A 25,664-nucleotide genomic window follows, 5' to 3' on the forward strand; every position below is an offset into this window, starting at 1 on the left:
GGTGTCTCCTTTAGCTGACCCAACCTATTACCAGCGACACCGTCAGAATGCTGACGGCGGTTGAGATAAGAATACTGGCGGAAACCCGCGTCGGGGCAACCCCATAATGCTGGGCGATCATGTAAACATTGCCCGCGACTGGCAAGGCGGCGGCGGCAATCATCACGGAAGCCGAATAGGGGTCCACCGCAAACAGCCACAACGCCGAGACAGCAACCGCAGCGGGATGAAGCACTAGTTTCGAGAAAGACAGCCAGGTTGCCACCTCCATACGTTCCGCTGATTTGGTCGCGAGCGAAGCGCCGATTGCAAACAACGCTCCCGGAGTTGCGGCACCGCCAAGGATAGACAGGAATTCGTTTAGTGGCACCGGAATGGGCATTGCAGAAGCAGACCAGGCAAACCCGAGCACGATAGAAACGATCATCGGGTTTTTGATCAGGCCCGTTCCCACGGTTTTGAGTATCCCGAGTGACATGCGCCCGTCGCGTGATCCGGTGATCAGGATGACCACGAGGCTGCCGAAGAAGATCAGGTCCACCGCCAAGATCAGCATAACTGGTCCGATGGCGTTTTCGCCCATGAGAAGAACCAGCATTGGAACGCCAAGAAAGCCGACATTACCGATAACGCCGCATTGCGCCTCGATGGCCGCTTCCTCAACCGATCGCCACCGAAGCAACGCGACGGAGGTGACGATCAGATAGACCAGTGCCGTGGCCCAGAAATAGGCGACGATGTAGCTCCAGTCCAAAATCTCGACCAGTGACAGGTTGGCGGAGAACCGGAACAGCATGGCCGACAAGGCGAAGTAGAAAACAAATTTCGTCAAATAGCCGGTTGCTTCGGGTGTGAAGAACTTCACCCGTCCAGCCCAATAGCCCACACCGATAATGGCGAAAAAGGGCAGCGTTTTCAGAAATATCTCCAGCATCGCCTTCCCCGATATCACGGTCTCGGGAAAGGCAACAGTGGCTTAGCCGCTGCCGATCAAAACACCGGCGGCCAGAACCAGTGCGCCACCAAGAACGACCTGCAAGGCTGCGCGGAAGAACGGCGTTTCCATGAAGCGGTTCTGAATCCACGCAATGGCCCAAAGCTCGATGAACACGACGATGGCGGCGATGGTGGTGGCAGTCCAGAAATCCGTGATCAGGTAAGGCAGCGCGTGCCCCAAACCACCGACGGTGGTCATTATCCCCGAGGCGAACCCACGCTTCCAAGGTGAGCCACGACCTGACAATTGCCCGTCATCTGACGCCGCTTCGGTGAAGCCCATTGAGATACCGGCGCCGACCGAAGCAGCGAGACCCACAAGGAACGTGTCCCAGGTATTGCCCGTTGCAAAGGCTGCGGCGAATATCGGGGCAAGGGTCGAGACCGAGCCGTCCATGAGACCCGCCAAACCTGGTTGGACCCAAGTCAACACAAACTGGCGGTGCGCTTCCTTGTCCTCGGTGTCGCGTACTTCGCCATCAACTTTTGCTGTCAAATCAGCTGCGGTTTGCTCGTGGCCAGCCTCCGCCGCGGCCAAATCACCTAACAGTTTACGGGTATCGGCATCGGTGGTCCGTTTGGCGGCAAGTTCATAGAACCGTTGCGCGTCGCGTTCCATTTGTCCGGCCTGTTCGCGAATTTTTTCGAGACCGAGGTTTTCAACCAGCCAAATGGGCGAACGTGCATAGAAGCCCGCAACATGCTCTCGGCGCAAAAGAGGTATGACATCACCGAACCGCTTCTTGTGCAGATCAATTAGCATCTGTCGGTGGGTGTCTTCTTCCGCAGCCATGGCTTCAAAAATCTCGGCAGTTGCGGCAAAGCTTTCGCGTAAACGCTCGGCGTATCCTCGGTAGATGCGTGCGTCATCTTCCTCGGACGAGATCGCCAAAGCGAGGACTTCTTGCTCGGTTAGATCAGTGAAGCGACGTCGGAAGCTGACGGAGGGAAGCATCGGGAACTCCTAAATTAGAATAGTTCTAAAATAGAGAATTCGTTGGGGAGTTCAACCCTTAGAATAAAGTGAACTGATCGGTTCAAAACGCGCTTGTAAAAGTGAACGACTCGGTTTAGATAGCTGTATATGAACTGATCGGTTCACTTTTTGAAGGATAAGAATCATGAACACTCTCAAGTCTGCCCTGATCGCTGCCTCTGTTGCTTTTGCTGGCCCTGCGCTGGCTGACGGAGGTGCGTCATTCGTATATTTCCCCAACCTTACCTACCCTACACAGGATGTGACCGTGACTCGGGTTCAATCCAGCACGCTGGAGCAAGCCCCCAAGGGTTGCAGCTTGCTTGAACTTGGTGCGGGCGTTCAGAAAGATGTGTGCGGTACGCTCACACAATCTGAACTGGTAAAACGCAAGCTTGCGCAGGACGAGTAGCTCCCCCTACTTGGAAGCGTGAGTCTGGGCGGGCATCATAGCCCGCCCTTAATCATTGGCGGACATTGCCCAAACTAAACTGTATGGTCTATAATAGCGCATTAAGGCGGGAGGCACTCACTTGGACGGAAACACACCTGAAATCAAACGCGGCCGCAAATACGATCAAGTGATCGCAGGTGCGCGCGACGTGTTTCTGGCGCAGGGTTTCGAAGGTGCAAGTGTTGACTTGATCGCGCGTGAAGCCGGCGTCTCGAAAGCCACGCTCTACAGCTATTTTCCGGACAAGCGCATTCTGTTCATCGAGGTTGCCAAGCAGGAATGCGCCTCGCAGGCTGATCGCGCCTTACAGGTGGATTCAACCGATGTTCCGGTCCGCGAAATGCTGACGATCATGTCGCATAAAATGATGGAGTTTCTGACCTCCAACTTCGCGCAGCGCATCTTCCGGATTTGCGTGGCCGAGTCGGATCGTTTTCCAGAACTCGGCCGTGAATTCTATGCGTCTGGCCCTAAACTGTTGGAAGACCGCCTGAGCGAATATTTCAAGCATGCCTGCGAACGTGGCGAGTTGAAGATCGACGATCTGGGTCTTGCCGCAATGCAATTCCAAGAACTCGTGAAGTCGGAAATCTTCGTGAAGATGATCTTCAATATCATCGAAAAGCCGACCGACGCCGAAGTGGACCGCATCATCGACGGGGCAGTTGACATGTTCTTGGCGCGATACGGTGTCTAGTTAACCCGCCGCAGCATAAGTTTGTTGCCGTCTTTGCGCGTCTCGAAATGCTTCAACTTACGCATTAGGTCACTTAGCTTTTTCTCACCATATGTGCGCGTGTCGAAATCCGGATTGTCCGCCATCACGAGCTGACCCAGCGCACCCAAGTCATACCACTCGTCATCAGTGTTCATCTTGTCCATGGCCCTCAGGATCAGGGGCGTTGCCTTGGTCGGGTTTTCTTTCGTGGTGGATGGTTTGGGATCACTTCCACGCGCAGGCGCGGGTTCCTCAATCAGGTTTTCTATAAAGATAAACCGGTTGCACACGTTTCGAAGGGCTTCCGGTGCCTTGCGTTCGCCAATTCCGATAACTTCCAGACCCTCTTCCCTGATGCGCGACGCGAGACGGGTGAAGTCACTGTCCGACGAAACCAGCACAAACCCGTCAAAGCGACCCGTGTGCAATATATCCATAGCGTCAATGACCAAACCGATATCGGACGCGTTCTTGCCCTTGGTATTTGCGGTTTCCTGATGGGCTACCAAGCCAAGCGCCCGGATTTTATCCGTCCATTTCTTCAGTTGCCCACTCGACCAATCACCATAGACGCGTCGCAAAGCCGGCTCGCCAAAGGTCGTGACCTCTTTCAAAACCGCCTCCGCATTGTCCGCAGGAATATTGTCGGCGTCGATTAACACCGCGTAGAGCTGTCGAGAACGCTCAGCCACTAGTAGATCACGACTGACCGGATCGACTCGCCTGAATGCATCAAATCGAAACCTTTGTTGATGTCGTCGAGCCCCATTGTATGCGTGATCATTGGGTCGATTTCAATTTTGCCGTCCATGTACCAGTCAACAATCTTGGGAACATCGGTGCGGCCACGTGCGCCACCAAAAGCAGTGCCACGCCAGCTGCGGCCTGTGACTAACTGGAAGGGTCGAGTACTGATTTCCGCACCTGCGGGCGCCACTCCGATGATGATCGATTCACCCCAGCCCTTATGCGCAGCTTCCAAAGCGGTCCGCATCACGCCAACATTGCCAGTCGCATCAAACGTATAGTCCGCGCCACCCTTTGTAAGGGCGACCAGATAGGCAACGAGATCGCCGTCAACCTCGGTGGGATTTACGAAATCTGTCATGCCGAAACGCGTCGCCATCTCGACCTTCGACGGGTTGATGTCCACGCCGACGATCTGATCTGCCCCGGCAAGTCGAAGGCCTTGAATGACGTTCAGGCCAATGCCACCAAGCCCGAACACGATGGCGCGCGACCCGATCTCGACTTTGGCGGTATTGATTACGGCACCAATTCCGGTTGTGACACCGCAGCCGATGTAGCAAATTTTCTCAAATGGGGCGTCTTCGCGAACTTTGGCCAAAGCGATCTCTGGAACAACCGAGTGGTTCGCAAAAGTTGAGCAGCCCATGTAGTGCAGAATCGGATCACCATCGAGGGTCGAGAACCGGGATGTCCCGTCTGGCATAAGCCCCTGCCCTTGTGTTGACCGGATAGACTGACACAGATTGGTTTTCGGGTTCAGGCAGTATTCGCACTCACGGCATTCAGGCGTGTAGAGGGGGATAACATGATCCCCCTTTTTCAGGGTCGTGACGCCGGGCCCAACATCCACAACCACACCCGCACCCTCATGCCCAAGAATGGCAGGGAACAGACCTTCAGGATCCGCACCGGACAGAGTGAACTCGTCGGTATGACAAATTCCCGTAGCTTTCATCTCAACAAGCACCTCACCTTCGCGGGGGCCGTCCAGATTCACATCCATGATTTCAAGCGGTTTCCCTGCTTCGACGGCGACGGCTGCTCTGGTGCGCATGTTGTGATCCTCTTTCAGTGCGTTGAGGTCAACCTTGCGCATAGTCGCGCTGAAATCAATCGCCATGGGTTTGCTCTCGTATGTCAGACGCAGTAAACCGCTGTGATGCGATTCCTTTTGCCACTTCTGCTCCTGCTTGCCGCCTGTGATGATCAATTCGCAGATCCTGCAGATTTTGACGGGCAACCGCGTTGTGGCGCGGAGGCCTATTACAGCTTGCTTGGTAAAAAGGCGTCGGCATTGGACAACGTGGATTTGCCCAAATCTTCGCGGGTTCTGCGCCCTGATGACGTTATCACCATGGATTTCAGCCCCGATCGGTTAACCATTGATATCGATAGGTCCGGTTTGATTTCCAGCGTAACCTGCCGCTAGCGATCCCTCACACGTCAGACCTTTGACCGCACCCGCAATAGGGGTAGAACATCGATATGGCAAAGGCAGTAAAGAAACCCCAGAAACGGGCTAAACCAGCTTCGAAAATCAGGCAGGAAAAACCCAAACGCTCCATTTTCTGGTGGATTGGCGTGGTGCCTTATCTGGCGGTACGTTGGGGATGGCGCTTGGTGATTGCGGTAGCACTGTTCATTTTCACTGTCGTGGTGCTTTACGCATTCGTGAATCCCCCTACGACCGCCTATATTTTCTCTGAAAACTGGCGGCTGGAGGATACAAGGCGCGACTGGCGCGATTTCGAAACCATCTCGCCGCATATGGCACATGCAATTGTGGCTGCCGAAGATGCAAACTTTTGCAATCACTGGGGTTTCGACATGGCCGCGATCCGCGATGCGCTAGAAGATGGTGGTGGACGCGGTGCATCGACCATTTCGCAGCAGACCGTAAAGAACGTATTTCTCTGGCACGGGCGGAACTGGACGCGAAAGGCACTCGAGGCTGCGATCACACCAGTGGTTGAGACGATTTGGACCAAGCGTCGCATCTTGGAAGTCTACATGAATGTCGCAGAGTTCGATGAAGGTGTGTTCGGCGTCGGTGCCGCAGCACCTTGGTACTTTGGCGTCGACGCCAAGGATTTGACTATGCGCCAAGCCTCTTTGCTTGCTGCGATATTGCCAAATCCGAAGGGGCGCTCGGCAAAAAGGCCGTCCGCATACATTCAAAAACGTGCGCGATCTATCGCTGCCGGGGCGGCTACGATCCGCGCTGACGGGCGCAATCAGTGTTTCGAAGGTTGAAAAACCTTTCCAACATTGCCATGACAAACAGACTGAATTCTCTCATTGGATAATGTGATGAACCGCCTTTACCACGCTCCGCTCTCTCCGTTTTGCCGCAAGGTGCGCCTTGTTTTGGCTGAAAAGAAGGTTGAGGTTGAGCTGGTTGAGGAGCGTTACTGGGAGCAAAGCGCCGACTTCATGCAGCGCAACCCCGCAGGTAAGGTGCCTATCCTGAAGATCGACAGCCAGACCTTGAGCGAAAGTCAGGCCATCTGCGAGTATCTGGAGGAAGTCATTCCAGAGCCGGCCCTGCTTCCCAAGAAGCCGGAAGATCGCGCGGAGGTGCGTCGACTTGTGTTTTGGTTTGACGACAAGTTTCACCAAGAGGTCACATCGAAGCTTCTATACGAGCGGGTCAACAAAAAGATCATGGGGCAAGGATACCCTGAAAGCCGGAACGTGAAGCTGGGCGCGCAAAAGATCAAATACCACATCGACTATATGGGCTGGCTGCTGGATCAACGCCGTTGGTTGGGGGGCGATCAGCTCAGCTTGGCAGATTTCACCGCCGCCGCCCATTTCTCATGCCTCGATTACATTCGTGACGTGGACTGGAACAGGAATGCTAACGTCAAGGACTGGTATGCGAAGATAAAATCTCGCCCCGCCTTCCGGTCCATCCTTGCGGATCAGGTGCCGGGCTTCATCCAGCCGCCGCACTATGCGGATCTGGATTTTTGAGTTTAAAGGACCGGCTGAAGCAGCAAGCTCTGGCGGAAGGATTCGCGAAAATGGGTATCTGCACACCAGATGCCATTCCTCAAGCGCCGGATCGTCTAAGCAGCTATGTTGACGAAGGACGCCACGGCCAAATGGGGTGGATGGCCGAGCGCATGACATGGCGGGGTGATCCATCCGCGCTTTGGCCCGAGGCCCGCTCGGTTATCATGCTCGCTGAGGTGTACTCGCCCGATCACGACCCGCTGGAAACGCTGAAGCTACGCGACCGCGCGGCGGTGTCGGTTTATGCGCAGAACCGCGACTATCACGACATCGTAAAAAAACGCCTGAAGCGCGTTGGTCGCTGGTTGATAGATCAGGCCGAAGGGGTCGAGATCAAAGTTTTCGTGGATACCGCACCCGTTATGGAAAAGCCGTTGGCACAGGCGGCTGGACTGGGCTGGCAAGGGAAACACACGAATGTCCTGTCCCGTGATCTGGGCAACTGGTTCTTTATTGGTGCGATCTTCACCACCGTGGAGTTAGAGCCTGATCAGGCCCAAACAGACAATTGTGGCACTTGCCGCGCCTGCTTGGACATTTGCCCGACCGACGCGTTTCCCGCTGCGTTCCAGTTGGATGCACGGCGTTGCATCTCTTATCTGACAATCGAGCACAAAGGACCGATCGACGAAGAATTGCGCGGCAAGCTTGGAAACCGCATCTACGGCTGCGATGATTGCCTTGCGGTTTGCCCTTGGAACAAGTTTGCTAAAGACGCGACGGAGCTGCGCTATGCTGCACGTGACGATCTGCGCGCGCCAGCGCTCTCGGAATTGGTGGCCCTAGATGATGCAGCCTTCCGTGCGAAGTTTTCCGGCTCGCCAATCAAACGAATTGGGCGGGACCGTTTCATCCGCAACGTGCTGTATGCCATCGGGAACTCCGAAAACGCGGAATTGGTTAATTCAGCACGCGCTCATATTCATGATTCAGACCCTACCATTGCCGACGCCGCGCGTTGGGCAGTTAAAAGGTTGAGCTGATGCCGCATCTTTTAAGCTTTGGACACGGGTATTCCGCTCAGGCGTTGTCGAGGATTTTGCTTGATCAAGGCTGGACCGTCACAGGAACCACTCGATCTCGGGAAAAGGTGGAAAGCTTGAAGCAGGACGGCGTGCAGGCCGTTATTTGGCCGTCCACGGGCATGGACTCACATTTGGCCAGAGCGACACATTTGCTTGTATCGGCTGGGCCAGACGAGCGCGGTGATCCGGTTTTGAACGAGCTTCGTTCGCAAATCTCGAAGGTCGCCGACAAGCTGGAATGGGTTGGCTACTTGTCGACGACGGGCGTCTACGGTGACCACAATGGAGGCTGGGTGGATGAGTCGACTCCCCTCACCCCTTCAACTCGACGCGGAAAGCGGCGGGTCGAGGCCGAAGCTGCATGGCAAGATCTGGCATCCGAAACGGGTCTGCCGCTTCATATTTTCCGTTTAGCGGGCATTTACGGGCCGGGCCGTGGGCCGTTTTCAAAGGTTCGGAACGGGACGGCGCGGCGCATAATCAAAGATGGTCAGGTCTTCAGCCGCATCCATGTCGACGATATTGCGCAAGTTCTGGAAGCGTCGATCCGGCGTCCCAACGCCGGTGCGATCTACAACCTCTGCGATGATGATGCGGCTCCTCCACAAGACGTGATCGGGTATGCAGCCAAGCTGTTGGGGATGCCATTGCCAGAGGCGGTCGACTTCGAATCCGCAGACATGACCCCAATGGCGCGAAGCTTCTATGCCGAATCGAAACGCGTGCGTAACGATCGCATCAAGGATGAGCTGGGGGTGACTTTGCGCTATCCAGACTACCGTAGTGGACTTCAGGCGCTACTTGCCGCCGAAAACACATAGGCGTGACGGTGAATTTAGTGGATTCCTGCGGGATCGATTTTTGGTTATAGTCTCCAAAAACTGGGATGGTAGCTCATATGCGTTTTGTGGTTTTGCGCGGTCTTTTATTGGCCTCTTTGTTGGTGTTGTCGGCATGCTCGTCAAAATTTATCACTTATAATGGCCCTGAGGTAACGAAGGTCGAAATCCATAAGGGTCAGAGATTGCTGAAGGTTTTCCACGGAAACCGTGTCCTTAAAACCTTCGATGTTGATCTGGGGTTTGGTGCTCTGGGCCACAAGCAGTTTGAAGGCGACGGGCGCACACCCGAAGGGCGCTACACCATTGATCGACGCAATCCGAACAGCTCGTTTTACCTGTCATTGGGGATATCTTACCCGAATGAAGCGGATCGTGCCTATGCCCGCACCATTGGCAAATCGCCCGGAGGCGATATTTTCATCCACGGCCAGCCCAACCTGAAAGGTAAACGCGGTCCGGACTGGACTGCGGGCTGTATCGCTATCAGAAATGGCGAAATGAGACTGCTTTATGCGATGGTGAAGAACGGAACGGTTATCGACATATTCCCGTAAGCGGGCAGCCTTAGCTGCCCGTTACCATCGTCCACCAGATTTTTCCGCTAGGCTCTTGGAACCACGAGAAGCCCATCTTGCGGGCGCGTGGTGACAAGATAACATCGCGGGTTGCAGGTGTTTCCATCCAGGCTGCTACAGTCTCGGACTCGTTTTCGTAGGATTCAGAGATATTTTCCCCGACCATTTCACCCTCATACCCAGTGCGGGCAACACGATCGAGCGGTGAAGAGCCATCAGAGCCAAAGTGCCAAGGGCGGTTCTGAACAGACATGTCGCGCGAATGCGTCGCAGCCGCTGCGGTCAGTTTGCTATCAAGCTCCAAAGAGCCTTTGCCCGCCGCGACGCGCAACGCGTTGACGGAATCGAGCACACGGAACTGAATTGCCGCGGTGTCTTTAGTCTTGATTCGGTAAACGCGTGGAAGCGGTTTGCCATCCGGGCCGACTGTCGGTGCAGTGGGCGTACACGCCGAGAGCGCGAAGAACGCGGAGATCAGGATGAGGATCAGTCTTGCCATACCATTTATTCCTTAGAATTTTGCCAATGCTTAAACTGAACCGTGAGACTGATCAAACACGGTGGTGAAAAATGGCCGATCACATCATTGTTTGATTTGTGATTGAGGCATTCTCGCCATATTAAGGGGGTGAAGACTTACTCGAGGAGGGTATGTTCCATGAGCAAACAGAATTTAATTGGCGTGAACCGCCGCCACTTCCTACTTAGCGCTGGTGCCGCCGCTAGCAGCCTTGCGGTCCCCGCGTTCGCGCAAAATGGCGCGGATACGACGGAGAATGAGCGGGATCTGACTGAAGTCGTGCGCCGCAATATGTCAAGCTTCCGGTCGCTGACCTGGCAGCCCCATTTCAGCAACCTTCGCAATGGTGCGATTCTTGTGGATATTGATAGTCGCGCCCTTCACATGTGGACTGAAGACGGGAATTATAGCTTATATCCTTCGTCGGTTCCGCTTTCAGAAGACCTAACCCGACGCGGTCGCACCAGTATTGTGCGTAAGGTTGACGGCCCAACTTGGAGCCCGACCCCTGCGATGAAAAAGCGTAACCCCGAATGGCCCGACTTTGTGCCAGCGGGCCCGGATAATCCGTTGGGGACGCATGCGCTGTATCTTGGTTGGACCTATTACCGCATTCACGGGACGCACGACACGCGCAAAATCGGGCGTCGTTCGTCGAACGGATGCATCGGTTTGTTCAACGAACACATCGCCGAGGTATTCGCCAAAGCGAAAGTGGGCACACAAGTGTTGCTAATTTGACGACATTCTGAATAGTTGAATCTGACCTGATGGGTCGGGGCATTGTATTAACCTCTCAACCTTGGTTATAGAATGTCACGAGATACTGTCTTGGGTGCCTGTGGATGGACCGGATAGTCTGGTTCCAGCGGGCGTGTCTTGGAAGGATAAATTGAGATGAAAAAAATCGTACTTGCAGCAGTTTTCACTGCAGCCGCTTCTTCTGCTTTCGCTGGTGGTCTTTCCGACCCAATCATCGAAGAGCCTGTAATCGTTGAAGAAACTTCTTCTTCGGCTGGTGGCATTCTGATTCCACTGTTGTTCCTGGTTCTGGCTGCTGCCGCTGCTTCTTCCTAAGCGCACGCTAAACCAACTGTTTGAAGGGGCGTCCGAGCAATCGGGCGCCTTTTCTACGTTCAGGATGTAAGTTTTCTTAGTCTTTGGACAGTCCTGCGTCTGCCTCGATCTGCTTGCGAGATTTACGCGCGCGCTCCGTCGCGGATTTCAACTGGCCGCACGCCGCCATGATGTCTTCGCCACGCGGTTTGCGAACAGGTGAGGCATACCCCGCCTGATAGACGATCTCGGAAAACGCCCTGATACGGTTGTTTGACGATCGCTCATAAGGGGCGCCGGGCCATTCGTTGAACGGAATCAAATTGATTTTCGCGGGAATGCCCTTGATCAGTTCGACCAACCGATACGCGTCCTCATCAGAATCGTTAACGTCCTTGAGCATCACGTACTCAAAGGTTATCCGCTCGCTATTCGACGCCTTGGGATATGCCCTGAGCGAAGCGAGCAGTTCTTCAATATTCCAACGCTTGTTGATCGGGACCAGCTTGTCACGAATCTCGTCCGTCGTGCCGTGGAAGGACACCGCCAGTAGGCAGCCGATCTCTTGGGCTGTTCGGGCAATCTCTGGCACGACACCTGAGGTCGACAACGTAATTCTACGGCGAGAAAGGCTGACTCCCTCCGGATCCATCGCGATTTTCATCGCATCGCGCACGTTTTCGAAGTTGTAGAGCGGCTCGCCCATGCCCATCAGCACGATGTTGGACAGCTTGCGCCGCGCCTCGTCATTCGGGTTATGCCCCGGTTCTGGCCACTCACCCAGATCATCGCGGGCCAGCATGACTTGCCCGATGATTTCACCCGCAGTCAGATTGCGCACCAGCTTTTGCGTGCCGGTGTGGCAGAATGAGCAGGTCAACGTGCATCCAACTTGACTGGATATGCACAAGGTGCCGCGATCCTCCTCGGGGATGTAGACGACCTCCACCTCATGACCGCCAGCGATCCGCACCAGATATTTGCGCGTGCCATCGGTGCTGACCTGACGGGTCACAACTTCGGGAAGGGCGATTTCGAACTTCTCGGCCAGCAGAGCGCGGTAGTCTTTGGCAAGGTTCGTCATGCTGTCAAAGTCACGTACACCCTTCTGGTATAGCCATTGCCACACTTGACCGGTTCGCATCTTCGCCTGCTTTTCAGGGGTCCCCGCAGCAATCAATGCGTCGCGCAGGCCATCTCTGGTCAGGCCAACCAAGTTGACACGGTCGCTGTCGGGCAGCTTGCGCGGTATGGTTACTAAATCTTGCGTGATAGGAGCGTTCGCGGACATCAGAGCCTCACAGAGAGCAGGAAGACCGCCGAATACACCAAATTAGTGCAAAGGGAAACCAGCCACATGCTGTGGATGGGTGACCTGCGGGCGTACAAGACTGCAGGCAAGCCGTGCTTCTTCTCCGGAAAGGGCGGGCCGGTTGGACGAGCGATCGCTCGGGCCCAAGTCTACTGCCAGATTCCCGCAATAGAGCAGATGGCTCTGAAGGAACCCCAAGGAGACATAGGTTACGCCTCGCAATCCTTCGACTTGGCGAACCCCGTCTATGTGCAACATATCTTTGGCGGAAATCAGAACTTCCCGCGCTGAAAACAGCATGTCGAACATTTGGTGCCGCAGTGCAATTCGCTGAGTGGGTGCAAGAAACAAGTCCGCGCTTGGGCGATCACCACCGAATATACCTGAAGGTATGCGGATCGGGGATTTCTCAGGCTTCGCAGTCAAGTCCACGTCCCTGAAGGCAATGCACTTGATGGTTTGCATACCAAGGTCTTTGGTCAATATGCGGTCGCCGGATTTTAAGTCCTCGACAAAGCGTTCCCCGGTGCTGGTCATGACGGGCGTTCCCACGCTCAACCCCGCGGGGGAAAGGCGGACGGCGACCGGCTTCTTTTCAACGGGAAGACGGATGGATGTAGTACTGGTGTGGATTGTCATTTGATGCTGCCTGTTGGCCGGTTGTCCCGGTCTTAGAGTTAGCGAGTTAAGGAACCTTGGCAGCCGATCCCTTAACCCTGAAAAATTTGACTAAATTACCCGCCGCAACGCTTCGCGGCATCCTCCAGCGCGGCGGTGAAGCCGAGCAGTGAGAACGAATCTTTCGTTGTCGTGCCGCGTTTCGACACACCGGTGATGACAGCGTCTGCACCGCGTTTCATGGCAGAGATGATCTTGTTGTCATCCGCAGGGGTCGGCGCCCAAGCAGTTTCACCGCTGGTGAACAACTCATACTCGCTGTCGCCGATTTTCAGGCTGACAGTTGCACCGTCCGGGTAGGGGTAGCCACCGGTGAAGGAAACTTCGCCCAGCTTTCCGGCACCGGGCCAATAGCTCACGAACATAAGCGTGTCGCCGCGGGTCACAGCCACAACGCGGCCACCCTTGGTGTTCACGACTTCCTTAGGGCTGGATACGATCCAACACTGCGTCGGGTTGTCCTCGACAAACACGCTCCAGTCCGTTTTGGACGCAACGCGATTTGTGGATTGCTCCTGAGCGGAAAGGGGGCCAGTGGCCAGAATAAGGGCCGCGCTTACGGCCATGCTTTGCAGCACTTTTTTCATGTATCTCACAGCTCCAGCTGTTTCTGCCTCTTGTGTGCTGAACGACCCTTAACGGATTCAACTTGTGCCAGCACAGCATATTATTATCTCGATTGCCAAACGATAGCCCAGAATGCATGTGTTGGGGAAGCCCAATTGGCGGATTTTCGCTTTAGAAGGAGGCGTCTATGACACAACCGATCCCGATGGTCGAAATCTGGCGGGGCGACCTGCTTGAATCACAACATCTGGGCCATGCGGTCGTGTGCGACTCCAGTGGAAACGTGGTCGAAGCATGGGGTGATGACGAAAAGGTGATCTATCCGCGTTCGTCGTGCAAGATGTTGCAGGCCTTACCTTTGATCGAAAGCGGTGCCGCTGACGCATACGGATTGACGCCGGAGCAATTGGCACTGTCTTGCGCGTCTCACAAAGGGGCCGCGATTCACACCGACCGAGTGCAGGTTTGGTTGGATACCCTCGGCCTACAGGTTTCGGATTTCCGCTGCGGCCCGCAAAAACCGTCTGACAAAGATGCGCACGAGGCGCTGATCCGTGCCGGCAAGCAGCCATGCCAAATTCACAACAATTGTTCCGGCAAGCACAGCGGGTTTCTAACACTCAACAAGCATCTTGGTGCAGGTCAGGACTACGTGGAGGTTGATCATCCCGTTCAACGCGCGGCCCGCGCAGCCTTCGAGGAAATGACTGGAGAGACGGCCGAGTTTTACGGGATCGACGGGTGCTCCGCGCCGAATTTTTCGACAACGGTGTCAGGTCTGGCGCGGGCGATGGCCCGAATGGCCAAGCCGACCGGATCAGATGCGCGCGCAAAGGCGTCGACCCGCTTGGTTGACGCGATGCGGGCCCATCCCGATCTGGTCGCAGGTGAAGGGCGTGCTTGCACCGAACTGATGCGGGCGATGGACGGTAAGGTTGCGATCAAAACGGGTGCAGAGGCGGTTTTCGTCGCGATCCTGCCTGAACAAGGCCTAGGCATGGCGTTGAAAATCGTCGATGGCGGGACGAGAGCCGCCGAGGCCGCAATCGCAGGGCTTTTGGTGAAGTACGGGGCTCTCGATGCAAATCATCCAATGGCCAAGAAGCGGCTGCATGGTCCAATTACGAACTGGAACGGACTGATCACAGGCCACATGCGCCTAAGCCCGGGCTTTATTCAGCTTTGAAACGGAGCGGTTTCCGTGGGCGAAAGTTCTTCTATGAGGGCGTGAATTTTATCCTTCTTTAGCGGTTTGGTCAGGTAGTGGCTAATCCCTGCCTCCCTAATCCGTTCCTCGTCACCCGCCATCGCGTGTGCTGTCATAGCGATGATCGGAACGGGGTTAGAGCCGCGAGCGCTCTCCAATTGACGAATGGAGCGACTTGCTTCCATTCCGTCCATCTCGGGCATCGAGATGTCCATAAACACCAGATCAAAATGCCCGTGCTCAAAGGCTTCGACAGCCTCGACGCCATTGGACGCCATGGTCAAATCAGCGGTCACTGTCTTGAGCATTTTGCGAAACACCAGCTGGTTGGTTTTGTTGTCTTCCGCGGCCAGAATGCGCAACTGACGGGTCTCTTTTTCAGGCACTGGCGTATGTGCAGCTTTCGCTAGACAGTCAAAAAGGTCCTGACGATGAAATGGTTTTCGAAGCGTAGGGATGCTGGTTGGGACAGTGGCCGGATCAGCGGGGGAGATCATTGCAACTATCGGGACATCAGGAAAAACGCGACCTACGGTTTCGATTGTGGAGGGTCCGTCGCAAAACTCGTGGTGATGACCGACGAAAATGATGTCGGGAGCCATATCGGTCTTCGCCGCTGCGGCGTTCGGCAATGCGATCATCGGCAGGCCCAACAGTTCCATCTGCCGTGTAAGAATGTCGAGGTCCATGGCGTTGGGCTCGATGACGATTGCGGACTTGATTGTCTTCGGGATCATGTTCGGCACCGCTTCGGCATCAGAAACCAGCGGCAGGTTTATCTGAAACCCAAAGCAGGCACCTTCGTCCTTGACGCTGGTGATCCAGACTTCGCCTCCCATCTGCTCAACCAACTTACGGGTGATGGCGAGGCCCAATCCGGTGCCTTCGAATTTGCGGTTCGCCTCGTCTTCGATCTGATTGAACTCGCCAAAGATGTGATCAACCATAGACGTGTCGACCCCAAGCCCGCTGTCTTCAATGGTGAAATGCAGTTGGCAGCTTCGGGTTGCGTCATCGACGATTCCGACGACGCGGACCATGACGTGGCCTTCATCGGTAAACTTCACGGCGTTACCCACAAGATTGGTCAGAATCTGGCGGATACGGCCATGGTCACCGACAAACTCGGCGGGCAGAAACTGATCATAGTCGATCTGAAAATCCAGTCCTTTTTGCTGGACGGTCGGGCCGACAATCAAACCAACATCCTGGACCAGCCGCTCCAGATCAAATGGTTGCGGCTTGAGCTGGATTTTCTCTGCTTCAATCTTTGAAAAATCCAAAACATCGTTGATGATATCTAGCAATGCCTCACCTGAGCTGCGGATCGTCTGGGCGTAAAGCGTGCATTCTTCGTCTAGTCCGTTTTCAAGCAGCAGGTCTGCCATTCCGACGACGCCGTTCATCGGGGTGCGCAATTCGTGGCTCATCTTTGCGAGGAATGCGGATTTCGCACGGTCGGCAGCTTGCGCCTTATCCCGTGCGTCCCGCAGCTCGTCTTCGCGCAGGATATTTTCGGTGATGTTGAGTACCATCGACACGACGCCACCATCCGAGGTGCGTCGGTCCATAATTTTGACGTAAACGCCGTTCCAAAAACGAAGGGTGATCGGTTCAATTTCTGCGCCGGTCCAGCGACCTTGCATCATGTCGAGCCAGTCTTCCGGTTTTTGGCCACGCAAATCAACGATGCCTTCGTCGATACAAAGATCAAGAATTTCATCATACCCTGATCCCGGACCGATATCGCCCGCGCCCTCAAAAGCAGCGAGATAGGGCGGATTGGCCGCGATCAGGTTCAGTTTTGCGTCAAACAGAGCGAAACCGTCGCGGATGGTGTCAATCGCGTCCCAAAGCAGTCGCTCCACGGCAACCACTTTGTGATTGGCCGCGACAAGGTCCTTGGCCACGCGTGTGTTTTGCCCTTCCAGCTCTTGCACAACGCGCCTTTGATCCACGATCTGACCAGACAGATCCAAAGCGTGGGCAGACAGTTTGCGATTGGCAGCCGTCAGCTCTGCTTGCTTTTGCTCCAATAACCGTTCAGCAGCCAACCGGGCACGCCGCTCCTGCATGAGGTCGTGATTTGCTAGGGAGTGTTCCATCATCCTCGAATCGTCTGCCTGTATATCGGCACAGATTTGCTGAACTTGGTGAACACCCACTTAACGTGATTGGGTTGCCCGACTCGCTGTGGTCGTGCAACCCTGAGGGAGTATTCAGAAAAACGAGGTTATCATGGCGTTCCGCATTCTCTTCGCAGGTATTATTGCAGTCGCGACCGCAACGGCAGCGCTTGCCGACGGCCTGATCCCGGAGCGGCGCATGACCCTGTCGCGCAATGTGGATTTCTACGGCAGTGACCTCACCAATATCTTCGACACCAGCTTCGACGCCTGCACGCGCGCCTGCCTGACCGATGCGTCTTGCAAGGCGTTCACCTTCAACACCAAATCCAGCGCTTGTTTCCCCAAATCGGACATCACGCAGAGCGAGCCTTTTGAAGGCGCGTTGTCGGTCAGGGTTAGTGACGCGACACTAGCCGAGCTGCAATTAGCGGAAGCCCAGCGCGATCAAGCGCCATTCTTGACCGAACGCGATTTAAACGCTGCCCTCACGCAAGCATCCACCATGACGAGCCGCTATGCTGCAAATGCGTTTACGGCCCAACAGTTTGTCGAAGCGGCGGCGAAATCCCGTGGCGAAGGTAACCCCGACGTCGCGATGCGTTTCATTGGTGCTGGGCTCACGGTCGAGGACCGCTCTGATCTATGGGAGCAGTTTTCCCGCGATGCCGCGTCGGCTGCCAAGAAAGATTCAAGCAAACGACGCGAGTTTAACCGGCTCTATTTGACCGCCTCCATCAACGCTTATTTACGCGCGCCCAACCCTGCGATGTCTGTCAATGCGTTGACGACGATGGCGAAGGCGTTTGAACAGAACGGCAGGGGGCGTGACGCCATCGCGCCGCTGCGGCTTGCGCAGTCCTCGCAGCCCAGAGATGACACAGAAAAAGCCTTGGATCGGGTGATCGGCCTGTTCGGCTTCAACGTGGCTGACACAGATGTTGAAAGCAATTCCGAGGAACCGCGGATTTGCGTCGCGTTTTCCGAGCCATTGTCCAAAACCACCGACTACACGTCCTTTGTGCAGTCACAGATCGAAGGGCTCAGCATTGAAGCGCAAGATCGTCAGCTTTGTCTTGGTGGCCTGAATCACGGCGAGCGCTATCGCTTCACCTTGCGCCAAGGCCTGCCCGCAGACTCCGGTGAAGTATTACAAAAGCCGATAGAGATTACCCAATACGTGCGCGACCGCGCCCCGTCCGTCCGCTTCCCCGGGCGTGCCTATATCTTGCCAAGCAGCGGCGATGCCGCGTTGCCTGTGGTCGCTGTCAATACCGACAAGTTGGACCTGACGCTTTATAAGGTGTCGGACCGAAACATCTTGCGCACAATGCAAAGCGACTTCTTCGCCCGACCGCTTAGCTATTATGGCGAGCGGGAGTTCCGCTCCTCCATGGGTGTTGAGGTGTGGAAAGGCACAGGCGACGTTCAGACCGAGTTGAACCGTGATGTCACGACCCGACTGCCGGTTTCCGATATCGTGGGGCAGATGCAACCAGGGGTGTACGCTCTGCAGGCATCTGTCTCGGGTAAATCAACCAATGAAGCTTCCCCCGCAACGCAGTGGTTTGTGATTAGTGATCTTGGCCTGACCAGCCTTGAGGGCGTCGACGGCATGCATGTGTTCGTGCGCGGTCTTTCCGACGTTGCGGCGAAAGAGGGGGTTTCCGTTTCGCTGATCTCCCGCGCCAACGAAGTGTTGGATACGGTAATGACCAATGCGGAAGGCTATGCCCGCTTTGATGCCGGCCTTATTCGTGGTCTCGGTGCGGCCGCACCCGGTTTGCTGACGGTCCAAAAAGACGACGACTTTGCGTTTCTGTCCCTACGCGACCCCGAATTTGATCTGTCGGATCGCGGTGTAGAAGGCAACGCGCCCGCTAAGCCCGTCGATCTGTTCGTGACCACCGAGCGCGGGGCTTACCGCGCAGGCGAAACTATCAACGCTTTGGCCCTCGCGCGGGACGGTACGGCCAAGTCGATTGATGATTTGTCGCTTACAGCAGTCCTAAGCCGCCCTGACGGCGTCGAATATTCACGAACCACCGAGCAGGATGCAGGCGCGGGTGGCCGCATGTTTGCGATGCCGCTTGGCACGGAAGTTCCTCGCGGCACATGGACCCTAGCCATATTTGCGGACCCCGACGCACCTGCGCTGTCTACGCAAAACCTGTTGGTGGAGGATTTTCTGCCGGAACGTATCGACGCGACTCTCACGCTCCCCGAAGGACCTATGATCGCGGGCCAGAATGCCCCCGAGCTTGGGATTGAGGCGCGATATCTGTTCGGCGCGCCCGGCGCAGACCTCGCGGTCGAGGGCGACATGGTCCTTCGTGCGTCCGGCTCTCTGGATGGCTTCAAGGGGTACCGCTTCGGGCGTCACGACACCCCGTTCCGCCCCATTCGTAGCGGCTTTGTCTCTAATGTCCGCACTGATGTGGCTGGCATGGCAACCGCACTGCTTGATGTGCCTGAGTTGACCGAGGTGATGCAACCGTTGGAAGCTGAAGTTGTCGTTCGTGTCCGCGAAGGCTCTAACCGCCCGATCGAGCGCCGTATCACGCGGCCCCTTTTGCTCGATAAACCGCTGATCGGAGTCAAGCCGGGCTTTGATGGCGTTTTGCCTGAAAATGCCGAGGCGAATTTCAATATTGTCGCGCTGGCCCCCGACCTGACACCACAAGACATGCAAGTCCGTTGGACCATCAATCGCGTGCGGACCGAGTATCAGTGGTACTCAAACTACGGCAATTGGTACTGGGACCCGATCACCACGCGCAGCAGTGTGGCATCCGGCGACGCAACCGTGACGGCGGGCGCGCCGTTGCAAATCGGCGCACCAGTTGAGTGGGGCGAATACGAAATCAAGGTCGAGCGCGTTGACGGCCCTTATGTTGCGACCTCGATGAGCTTCACTGCCGGTTGGTACGCAAGTGCCGACGCCGCTCAAACACCCGATCTCCTCGAAGCCTCTCTTGATCAGGAACTCTACAAGTCCGGCGATACTGCAACGCTTCGCATCGTGTCGCGCTATGCGGGCACGGCCTTGGTCACTGTGATGTCAAACCGCCTGATTGATATGAAGGCGGTTGAGGTGTCCGAGGGCGAGAACCTGATCACACTTCCTGTCACAGACGACTGGGGAAGCGGGGCGTATGTGTCTGCATCCGTTCTGCGCCCGATGGATGCCGTGGCAGGTCAGAACCCTGCGCGCGCTTTGGGCTTGTCCCATGCGTCTGTAGACCCTGAAAATGCGAAACTCTCGGCGGAATTCGAAACTGCCGAGGAGGCCGCTCCGCGTGGCCCGCTCACAGCACGGCTCAAAGTTGATAACGCGGATGGCGAAGTCTACGCGATGATCGCCGCGGTGGATCAGGGCATCCTCAATCTGACGGGATTCACGCCGCCGGATGCCTCGGATCATTACTTCGGTCAGCGCAAGCTGGGCGTCGCCATTCGCGATGTCTATGGCCGCCTCATTGACGGCACCACAGGGGCCTTGGGCGCCGTGCGCTCTGGTGGCGACGCAAGCGCGCAGCTTCGCGCAAAATCGCCACCACCAACCGAAGAACTCGTGGCCTATGTCAGCGGCCCTTTGAAAGTCGGTGCAGATGGTATCGTAGAGACCGTGTTCGACCTACCGGCCTTCAATGGTTCGGTTCGTTTGATGGCGGTCGTCTGGTCGAAAGACGGGGTTGGCGAAGCGGATGCCGAGGTACTGGTGCGCGACCCCGTCGTGGTGGCCGCCACGTTGCCGCGCTTCTTGGCACCGGGTGACAGCAGTCAGCTTTTGTTGGAGATCGTGCATGCGGACGGTCCGACAGGAGACATGCCACTGTCTGTTCGTGCGAGCGGTGCGCGCCTCACGGGCGAGGTCCCGAACTCTGTGACGCTTGGCGATAAGGAAACAGTACGCCTATCCATGCCGTTTACCGCAGAAGGGACCGACGCTGTTTCAGTGGATGTCGCGCTCACGCTGCCTGATGGCCGAACGCTGAACCAAACGCACCGGATCGAGCTGCGCCGGAACGACCCGCCTATTCAACGGCGCAGCCAGTTCTCATTGGCGGCGGGCGGAACATTTACGCTGGATGAAAACGCTTTCGCGGGGTTCGCCGCTGGCTCCAGCTCCGTGACGCTTGCGGCAGGTCCGTTGGCCCGGTTTGACGTGGCAGGATTGCTCAACGCGCTCGACAGGTACCCTTATGGTTGCACCGAGCAGGTGACGTCGAAGGCGTTGCCGTTACTCTATCTTGATCAGGTCGCCCGCGCGATGGGTCTGGAAGACCGCGATGGCATCGCGGAGCGGATCAGCCAGTCCATATCGTTGGTTCTGACCAATCAGGCATCCAACGGGGCTTTCGGGCTTTGGCGGCCCGACCGTGGCGATTTGTGGCTCGATTCATACGTGACCGACTTCTTGAGCAGAGCACGGGCGCAGGGCCATGACGTGCCGCAAGTGGCGTTCAGACAAGCGCTCGATAACCTGCGCAACGAAGTGAACAGCGCGCCTGACTTCGAGTATGGCGGTGAAGGCCTTGCCTACGCCCTGCTGGTTCTGGCCCGGGAGGGTGCCGCATCTATCGGAGACCTGCGGTACTATGCAGATACGAAAGCTTCGGATTTCGCCACAGCCTTGGCGGCAGCACAATTGGGCGCGGCACTTGCATCCTACGGTGACCCGTCGCGCGCCGACGCAATGTTTAGACGTGCAGCCAACCTCTTGGACAAGCCAACGGGGAATGCACAAGTATGGCGTGACGATTACGGCACCGACCTGCGGGATGCCGCTGCCGTTCTGACGTTGGCCGTCGAAGCCGGATCAAACGTGCTGAACGTGGCCGAGATCGGCGCGCAGATTGCACCTTCCATCGGAGATGTGGTCGGGCGCTCGACGCAGGAATCCGTGTGGACACTGCTGGCAGCCAACGCACTGATTGACCGCCAAGGGACGGGGCTGTCGTTGAATGGCGATATCGTGGACGGGCCATTGGTCAAGGTTCTGGACGAGGATGCGCAGCAACCTGTCGAGATCACCAATACCTCGCCCGATGCAACAATCGTGACACTCACGGCCATCGGCGTCTCTGATGACCCTGTGGAAGCTGGTGGAAACGGATACCGGATAGCGCGCGATTACTATGATCTGGACGGAAATCCCGTTGATGCCGGTCGCGTGGCGTCGGGAACACGCTTGGTTTCAGTCCTGACCGTGACCCCGCTTGCCACGGGTGAAGCAAGACTGATGGTGAACGATCCGTTGCCTGCCGGTTTCGAGATCGATAACCCGAACCTGTTGCGCAGCGGTGACGTCAAATCGCTACCGTGGCTCAATACCGACGCAAATGTCCGCAACTCGGAGTTTCGCGACGATAGGTTCCTTGCCGCAGTTGATCACTATGGCAAGAAGGAGTTTCAGCTGGCCTATATTCTGCGCGCCGTGGCACCCGGGGATTATCACCACCCTGCGGCAAGCGTCGAAGATATGTATCGCCCGTTCTACCGCGCCCGCACCGACGAGGGACGTGTGCAGGTCGTCCGCTAGTGAGGCTTGCCCGAACATTTGGGGTGTTGGCTGTCGCCCTTTGGGCGGCCGCCTTGGGGCGTGACCAGTTTGACGGATGGGTCGATCGCACCGAAATGCCGGAGCTGGCCATCGAAACAGGTGTAGAAGTCCTTGATCGGCGCGGGTCACTGCTGCGGGCTTTTCAAACCTCAGACGACCGGTGGCGGCTTTCCATATCCGTCGCCGACGTTGATCCGGAATTTCTGCGTCTCCTGATCCGCTATGAAGACAAACGCTTTTACAGCCACGCTGGCGTTGATCCTGTAGCGATGTTGCGCGCGACTGCTCAAGCGGTAGGGAACGGGCGCGTCATTTCTGGCGGGTCGACCCTGACAATGCAGGTTGCACGTCTGTTGGAGGAAAGCGGCACGGGCTCATGGCCCGGAAAGCTGCGTCAAATCCGGCTTGCTTTGGCGTTGGAGCAGCGACTGAGCAAGGAGCAAATCCTGTCGCTCTATCTGGTGCGCGCGCCCTATGGCGGCAATCTGGAAGGGCTGCGCGCGGCCAGTCTGGCCTATTACCGCAAAGAACCGCGCCGCCTGACCCCAACGCAGATTGCTATGCTGATCGCGCTGCCGCAATCGCCAGAAAGCCGCAGACCCGACCGTTTCCCAAAACTCGCGCTGCTAGCGCGAAACCGTGTTCTGGAGCGTCTGGTTGGTGACGGCGCTTTGAAGCCGGAGGACAACTCAGGGCAAACACTTCGCGCAAAGCGTCACGACTTTGCGGCACTGGCTCCTCACCTGACGGACCGCGTTCGTAGCTCGGAAGGCGGACAGGTCATTCGCACCACTTTGGACGCAGGCATTCAGCAAAAGCTGGAACGGCTGGCTGCCAAGGCCGTGGGCGAAGGTGGCCAGCATCTGTCGGCTGCGATCATGGTGGCAGACCACCAGACGGGCGAGATTATCGCGTCCGTCGGCTCTGCCAGCTACGCGAATGATCGGCGTGGCGGGTTTATTGATATGACGCAGGCGCGTCGCTCTCCGGGGTCGACCTTGAAGCCGTTGATATACGGCATGGGGTTCGATCAGGGTCTAATCCATCCCGAATCGCTGATTTCTGACCGGCCAATGCAATTCGGAGCCTATGCGCCACAGAATTTCGACGGCCTGTTTCGCGGAGATATACGTGTGAGGGAAGCCTTGCAGGCCTCTTTGAACTTGCCCGTCGTGAGTGTGTTGGACAGGCTCGGCCCCGCCAACCTGATTGCTAAACTACATCAGGCGGGTACGTCGCCGCAGCTGGCGGGTGATCAGGCTGGTCTTGCCATTGCGCTGGGTGGTTTGGGCTTAAGTCTCACTGAACTTGTCCAGCTATATGCCGCTATCGCGCAGCCCGACGGGGCGAAGACCCTCGCGGCGACCCAGAAGAACATCGCGCCCTTGTCTTCGGTTTTGAGCAAACGGGCAAGTTGGTATATCGGCGATATCTTGAAGGGTGTTCCACGTCCGGCCATGGCAGGGCGCAAAGACGTCGCCTTCAAAACTGGGACGTCTTACGGACACCGAGATGCATGGGCGATCGGGTATGACGGGCGGCATGTGATTGGTGTCTGGATGGGGCGGGTCGACGGCACGCCTGTGCCGGGGGCCTTCGGTGGAGAGCTGGCCGCGCCGCTCATGTTCCAAGCCTTCGACAAGGTAAAACCCCAGAGCGACCCGTTGCCTGCGCCGCCACGCGATGCGTTGCTGTTAGGAAATGCTGAATTGCCGCGGCCCATGCAACGGTTCACCAGTCGCTCCGAGCAAAAAGGCGTGGCACAGGATCATCCTAAGGTGGCCTTTCCACCTGATGGTGCGCGCGTTGCGCGGCGTGGCGGGGCAGTGACGGTTCAAATCAGGGATGGTGTTGCACCGTTCACATGGCTGCAAAACGGTGCGCCGGTTCTCACCAACAGTTGGGAGCGTCAGGCGCAGCTAGTCCCGTCAGGACGCGGATATCTGCAAGTGAGGGTGATTGATGCCCGAGGCCGCGCCGCGGGCACCACTATTTTTGCCGAATAATCAGACGCGCTCGATTGCCAAGGCGATGCCCTGACCGCCGCCGATGCACATGGTGATCAGCGCTTTCGACCCTCCGGTCCGCTCCAGTTCATGCAAAGCTTTGACAGTGATGATGGCACCGGTCGCGCCAACAGGGTGGCCTAAAGCAATTGCACCACCGTTGGGATTCACTTTGGCAGGGTCGAGGCCCAGTTCCTGCGAAACCGCCAGCGCTTGCGCGGCAAAGGCTTCGTTGGACTCGATCACGTCGAAATCGCTGGCTTTCAGGCCCGAGCGCTTCAGCAGGTTTTGCACCGCTGGAACGGGGCCGATGCCCATGACCTCTGGCCGCACCCCTGCATGGGCGTATCCAATGATCCGTGCGCGGGGTGTCAGGCCGGATGCCTTTGCCGCGGCTTCCGTGGCCAGCACGACCGCGCCAGCACCATCATTGATGCCGGACGCATTGCCAGCCGTGACGGTGCCGTCTTTCTGGAACACAGTGCGCAGCCCTGCCAACACCTCAAGCGAGGTCGCCTTCGGGTGCTCGTCCGTATCAAACGGCACCATGTCACGTTTCACGCGGACTTCGACGGGCACGATCTCGTCCTTGAAGTAACCTGCTTCGATGGCGTGTGCGGCGCGGGTCTGGCTCTCCAGTGCGAAGGCGTCTTGCGCCTCGCGGGTGATGTTATGTTCCGCCGCAACGTTCTCTGCGGTGATGCCCATATGGCCGGTGCCGAACGGGCAGTTCAAAGCGCCCAGCATCATGTCTTGGGATTTGATGTCACCCATTTTCTGGCCCCAACGCGCGTCCGGCATGATGTAGGGGGAGCGGCTCATGTTTTCTGCGCCACCCGCAAGTCCGAACTCTGCATCGCCCAGCATCAGCGACTGGATCACCGAGACAATCGCTTGCACGCCGGAGCCGCAAAGCCGGTTCACGTTCATCGCCGGAACCGTGTCAGGAACACCCGCTTGCATAGCGGCGGCGCGGGACAGGTACATATCGCGCGGTTCGGTGTTGATCACGTGGCCGAATGCTACATGCCCGATTTGGGACGGGTCGACCCCCGCCCGCTCCATCGCGGCTTTCGAAACTGTTGCGCCAAGGTCGATAGGGGGGGTGCTGGCAAGCGCGCCACCAAAGGTGCCGATGGCCGTGCGTGCGCCGCTCAGGATCATGATTTCAGTCATTCTGGGTCCTCCGTGTGTGTCGCGCCAACCTTACCGCATTTCTTCACGGGCGTAGAGGTTACGTTGCGTTGTCAAAAATTCGAACGGTAGCGGTAC

23 protein-coding genes are annotated in these 25,664 nt (G+C 56.8%); 13 read left to right on the plus strand and 10 right to left on the minus strand.

Annotated elements, in window-relative coordinates; translation table 11 throughout:
• Positions 1-10: 10 nt before the first annotated feature.
• Both BUB72_RS13800 and mbfA read right to left on the minus strand, forming a co-directional pair.
• On the minus strand, positions 11-934 hold the full coding sequence (locus BUB72_RS13800) for an AEC family transporter (RefSeq protein ID WP_073144810.1): 924 nt from the start codon (positions 932-934) through the stop codon (positions 11-13).
• 42 nt (positions 935-976) lie between these two features.
• The gene (mbfA, locus tag BUB72_RS13805) at positions 977-1,951 is read right to left on the minus strand and encodes an iron exporter MbfA (protein WP_073144812.1); all 975 of its coding nucleotides are present in this window, start codon (positions 1,949-1,951) and stop codon (positions 977-979) included.
• 166 nt (positions 1,952-2,117) lie between these two features.
• Here mbfA and BUB72_RS13810 point away from each other — a divergent pair, with 166 nt between their 5' ends.
• Positions 2,118-2,384 carry a hypothetical protein gene (locus tag BUB72_RS13810; RefSeq protein ID WP_073144815.1) on the plus strand — a complete coding sequence of 89 codons (267 nt, stop codon included), beginning with the start codon at positions 2,118-2,120 and terminating at the stop codon, positions 2,382-2,384.
• A 121-nt stretch (positions 2,385-2,505) separates the two neighbouring features.
• Positions 2,506-3,123, plus strand: coding sequence for a TetR/AcrR family transcriptional regulator (locus tag BUB72_RS13815; RefSeq protein ID WP_073144817.1), 618 nt, complete (start codon positions 2,506-2,508; stop codon positions 3,121-3,123).
• Here BUB72_RS13815 and BUB72_RS13820 read toward each other — a convergent pair.
• Together BUB72_RS13820 and BUB72_RS13825 are read right to left on the minus strand one after the other, a co-directional pair.
• Positions 3,120-3,836 (minus strand): NYN domain-containing protein, encoded by a 717-nt coding sequence (locus BUB72_RS13820; RefSeq protein WP_073144819.1) that lies wholly within the window; start codon positions 3,834-3,836, stop codon positions 3,120-3,122. The two genes, BUB72_RS13815 and BUB72_RS13820, sit on opposite strands and share 4 nt — an antisense overlap.
• A complete protein-coding gene (locus tag BUB72_RS13825; protein WP_073144956.1) occupies positions 3,836-4,948 on the minus strand; it encodes an S-(hydroxymethyl)glutathione dehydrogenase/class III alcohol dehydrogenase in 1,113 nt (370 codons plus the stop codon). The genes BUB72_RS13820 and BUB72_RS13825 overlap by 1 nt, the downstream gene beginning before the upstream one ends.
• Before the next feature lie 105 nt (positions 4,949-5,053).
• Between BUB72_RS13825 and BUB72_RS13830 the strand changes: the two genes are divergently transcribed.
• The 6 genes from BUB72_RS13830 (at position 5,054) to BUB72_RS13855 (ending at position 9,333) form a co-directional block, all read left to right on the plus strand.
• Positions 5,054-5,323: an I78 family peptidase inhibitor gene (locus BUB72_RS13830; protein ID WP_073144821.1), complete on the plus strand. Its 270-nt coding sequence runs from the start codon at positions 5,054-5,056 to the stop codon at positions 5,321-5,323.
• 56 nt (positions 5,324-5,379) lie between these two features.
• On the plus strand, positions 5,380-6,147 hold the full coding sequence (gene mtgA / locus BUB72_RS13835) for a monofunctional biosynthetic peptidoglycan transglycosylase (RefSeq protein WP_073144823.1): 768 nt from the start codon (positions 5,380-5,382) through the stop codon (positions 6,145-6,147).
• A 57-nt stretch (positions 6,148-6,204) separates the two neighbouring features.
• The gene (fzlA, locus tag BUB72_RS13840) at positions 6,205-6,870 is read left to right on the plus strand and encodes an FtsZ-binding protein FzlA (protein WP_073144826.1); all 666 of its coding nucleotides are present in this window, start codon (positions 6,205-6,207) and stop codon (positions 6,868-6,870) included.
• The gene (gene queG, locus BUB72_RS13845) at positions 6,867-7,895 is read left to right on the plus strand and encodes a tRNA epoxyqueuosine(34) reductase QueG (RefSeq protein WP_073144828.1); all 1,029 of its coding nucleotides are present in this window, start codon (positions 6,867-6,869) and stop codon (positions 7,893-7,895) included. The genes fzlA and queG overlap by 4 nt, the downstream gene beginning before the upstream one ends.
• Positions 7,892-8,758 (plus strand): SDR family oxidoreductase, encoded by an 867-nt coding sequence (locus tag BUB72_RS13850; protein ID WP_139250687.1) that lies wholly within the window; start codon positions 7,892-7,894, stop codon positions 8,756-8,758. The genes queG and BUB72_RS13850 overlap by 4 nt, the downstream gene beginning before the upstream one ends.
• Before the next feature lie 77 nt (positions 8,759-8,835).
• Positions 8,836-9,333 carry a L,D-transpeptidase family protein gene (locus BUB72_RS13855; protein WP_073144834.1) on the plus strand — a complete coding sequence of 166 codons (498 nt, stop codon included), beginning with the start codon at positions 8,836-8,838 and terminating at the stop codon, positions 9,331-9,333.
• 10 nt (positions 9,334-9,343) lie between these two features.
• Here the strand turns inward: BUB72_RS13855 and dalA are convergent, their stop codons facing one another.
• Complete coding sequence (dalA, locus tag BUB72_RS13860; RefSeq protein WP_073144836.1) at positions 9,344-9,853, minus strand: divisome-associated lipoprotein DalA; 510 nt, start codon at positions 9,851-9,853, stop codon at positions 9,344-9,346.
• Between the two features lie 159 nt (positions 9,854-10,012).
• On the opposite strand from dalA, the gene BUB72_RS13865 reads away from it, so the two are divergent.
• Together BUB72_RS13865 and BUB72_RS13870 are read left to right on the plus strand one after the other, a co-directional pair.
• Entirely contained in the window at positions 10,013-10,615 is a 603-nt protein-coding gene (locus tag BUB72_RS13865) for a L,D-transpeptidase (protein WP_073144839.1), read from the plus strand.
• A gap of 156 nt (positions 10,616-10,771) precedes the next feature.
• Complete coding sequence (locus BUB72_RS13870) at positions 10,772-10,951, plus strand: hypothetical protein (RefSeq protein ID WP_073144841.1); 180 nt, start codon at positions 10,772-10,774, stop codon at positions 10,949-10,951.
• 76 nt (positions 10,952-11,027) lie between these two features.
• On the opposite strand, the gene rlmN is transcribed toward BUB72_RS13870, so the two are convergent.
• The 3 genes from rlmN to BUB72_RS13885 all read right to left on the minus strand — a co-directional run bounded on the left by rlmN (position 11,028) and on the right by BUB72_RS13885 (position 13,507).
• The gene (gene rlmN, locus BUB72_RS13875) at positions 11,028-12,221 is read right to left on the minus strand and encodes a dual-specificity RNA methyltransferase RlmN (RefSeq protein WP_073144843.1); all 1,194 of its coding nucleotides are present in this window, start codon (positions 12,219-12,221) and stop codon (positions 11,028-11,030) included.
• A 42-nt stretch (positions 12,222-12,263) separates the two neighbouring features.
• Positions 12,264-12,881, minus strand: a complete 618-nt coding sequence (locus tag BUB72_RS13880; protein WP_083588681.1) for a Hint domain-containing protein — start codon at positions 12,879-12,881, stop codon at positions 12,264-12,266.
• A gap of 95 nt (positions 12,882-12,976) precedes the next feature.
• Positions 12,977-13,507: an invasion associated locus B family protein gene (locus BUB72_RS13885; protein WP_073144847.1), complete on the minus strand. Its 531-nt coding sequence runs from the start codon at positions 13,505-13,507 to the stop codon at positions 12,977-12,979.
• A gap of 167 nt (positions 13,508-13,674) precedes the next feature.
• Here BUB72_RS13885 and BUB72_RS13890 point away from each other — a divergent pair, with 167 nt between their 5' ends.
• Positions 13,675-14,673 (plus strand): asparaginase, encoded by a 999-nt coding sequence (locus BUB72_RS13890; RefSeq protein ID WP_073144849.1) that lies wholly within the window; start codon positions 13,675-13,677, stop codon positions 14,671-14,673.
• On the opposite strand, the gene BUB72_RS13895 is transcribed toward BUB72_RS13890, so the two are convergent.
• The gene (locus BUB72_RS13895; RefSeq protein WP_245814858.1) at positions 14,664-16,769 is read right to left on the minus strand and encodes an ATP-binding protein; all 2,106 of its coding nucleotides are present in this window, start codon (positions 16,767-16,769) and stop codon (positions 14,664-14,666) included. The two genes, BUB72_RS13890 and BUB72_RS13895, sit on opposite strands and share 10 nt — an antisense overlap.
• Before the next feature lie 163 nt (positions 16,770-16,932).
• Here BUB72_RS13895 and BUB72_RS13900 point away from each other — a divergent pair, with 163 nt between their 5' ends.
• Positions 16,933-22,365 (plus strand): alpha-2-macroglobulin family protein, encoded by a 5,433-nt coding sequence (locus tag BUB72_RS13900; RefSeq protein ID WP_073144854.1) that lies wholly within the window; start codon positions 16,933-16,935, stop codon positions 22,363-22,365.
• Positions 22,366-22,388: 23 nt separating this feature from the next.
• A complete protein-coding gene (pbpC, locus tag BUB72_RS13905) occupies positions 22,389-24,392 on the plus strand; it encodes a penicillin-binding protein 1C (protein WP_425435171.1) in 2,004 nt (667 codons plus the stop codon).
• Here pbpC and BUB72_RS13910 read toward each other — a convergent pair whose 3' ends face one another.
• The gene (locus BUB72_RS13910; RefSeq protein ID WP_073144859.1) at positions 24,393-25,568 is read right to left on the minus strand and encodes an acetyl-CoA C-acyltransferase family protein; all 1,176 of its coding nucleotides are present in this window, start codon (positions 25,566-25,568) and stop codon (positions 24,393-24,395) included.
• Positions 25,569-25,664 lie beyond the last annotated feature (96 nt).

Origin of the sequence: Litoreibacter ascidiaceicola (assembly GCF_900129235.1) — a bacterium.
Lineage (GTDB): Bacteria > Pseudomonadota > Alphaproteobacteria > Rhodobacterales > Rhodobacteraceae > Litoreibacter > Litoreibacter ascidiaceicola.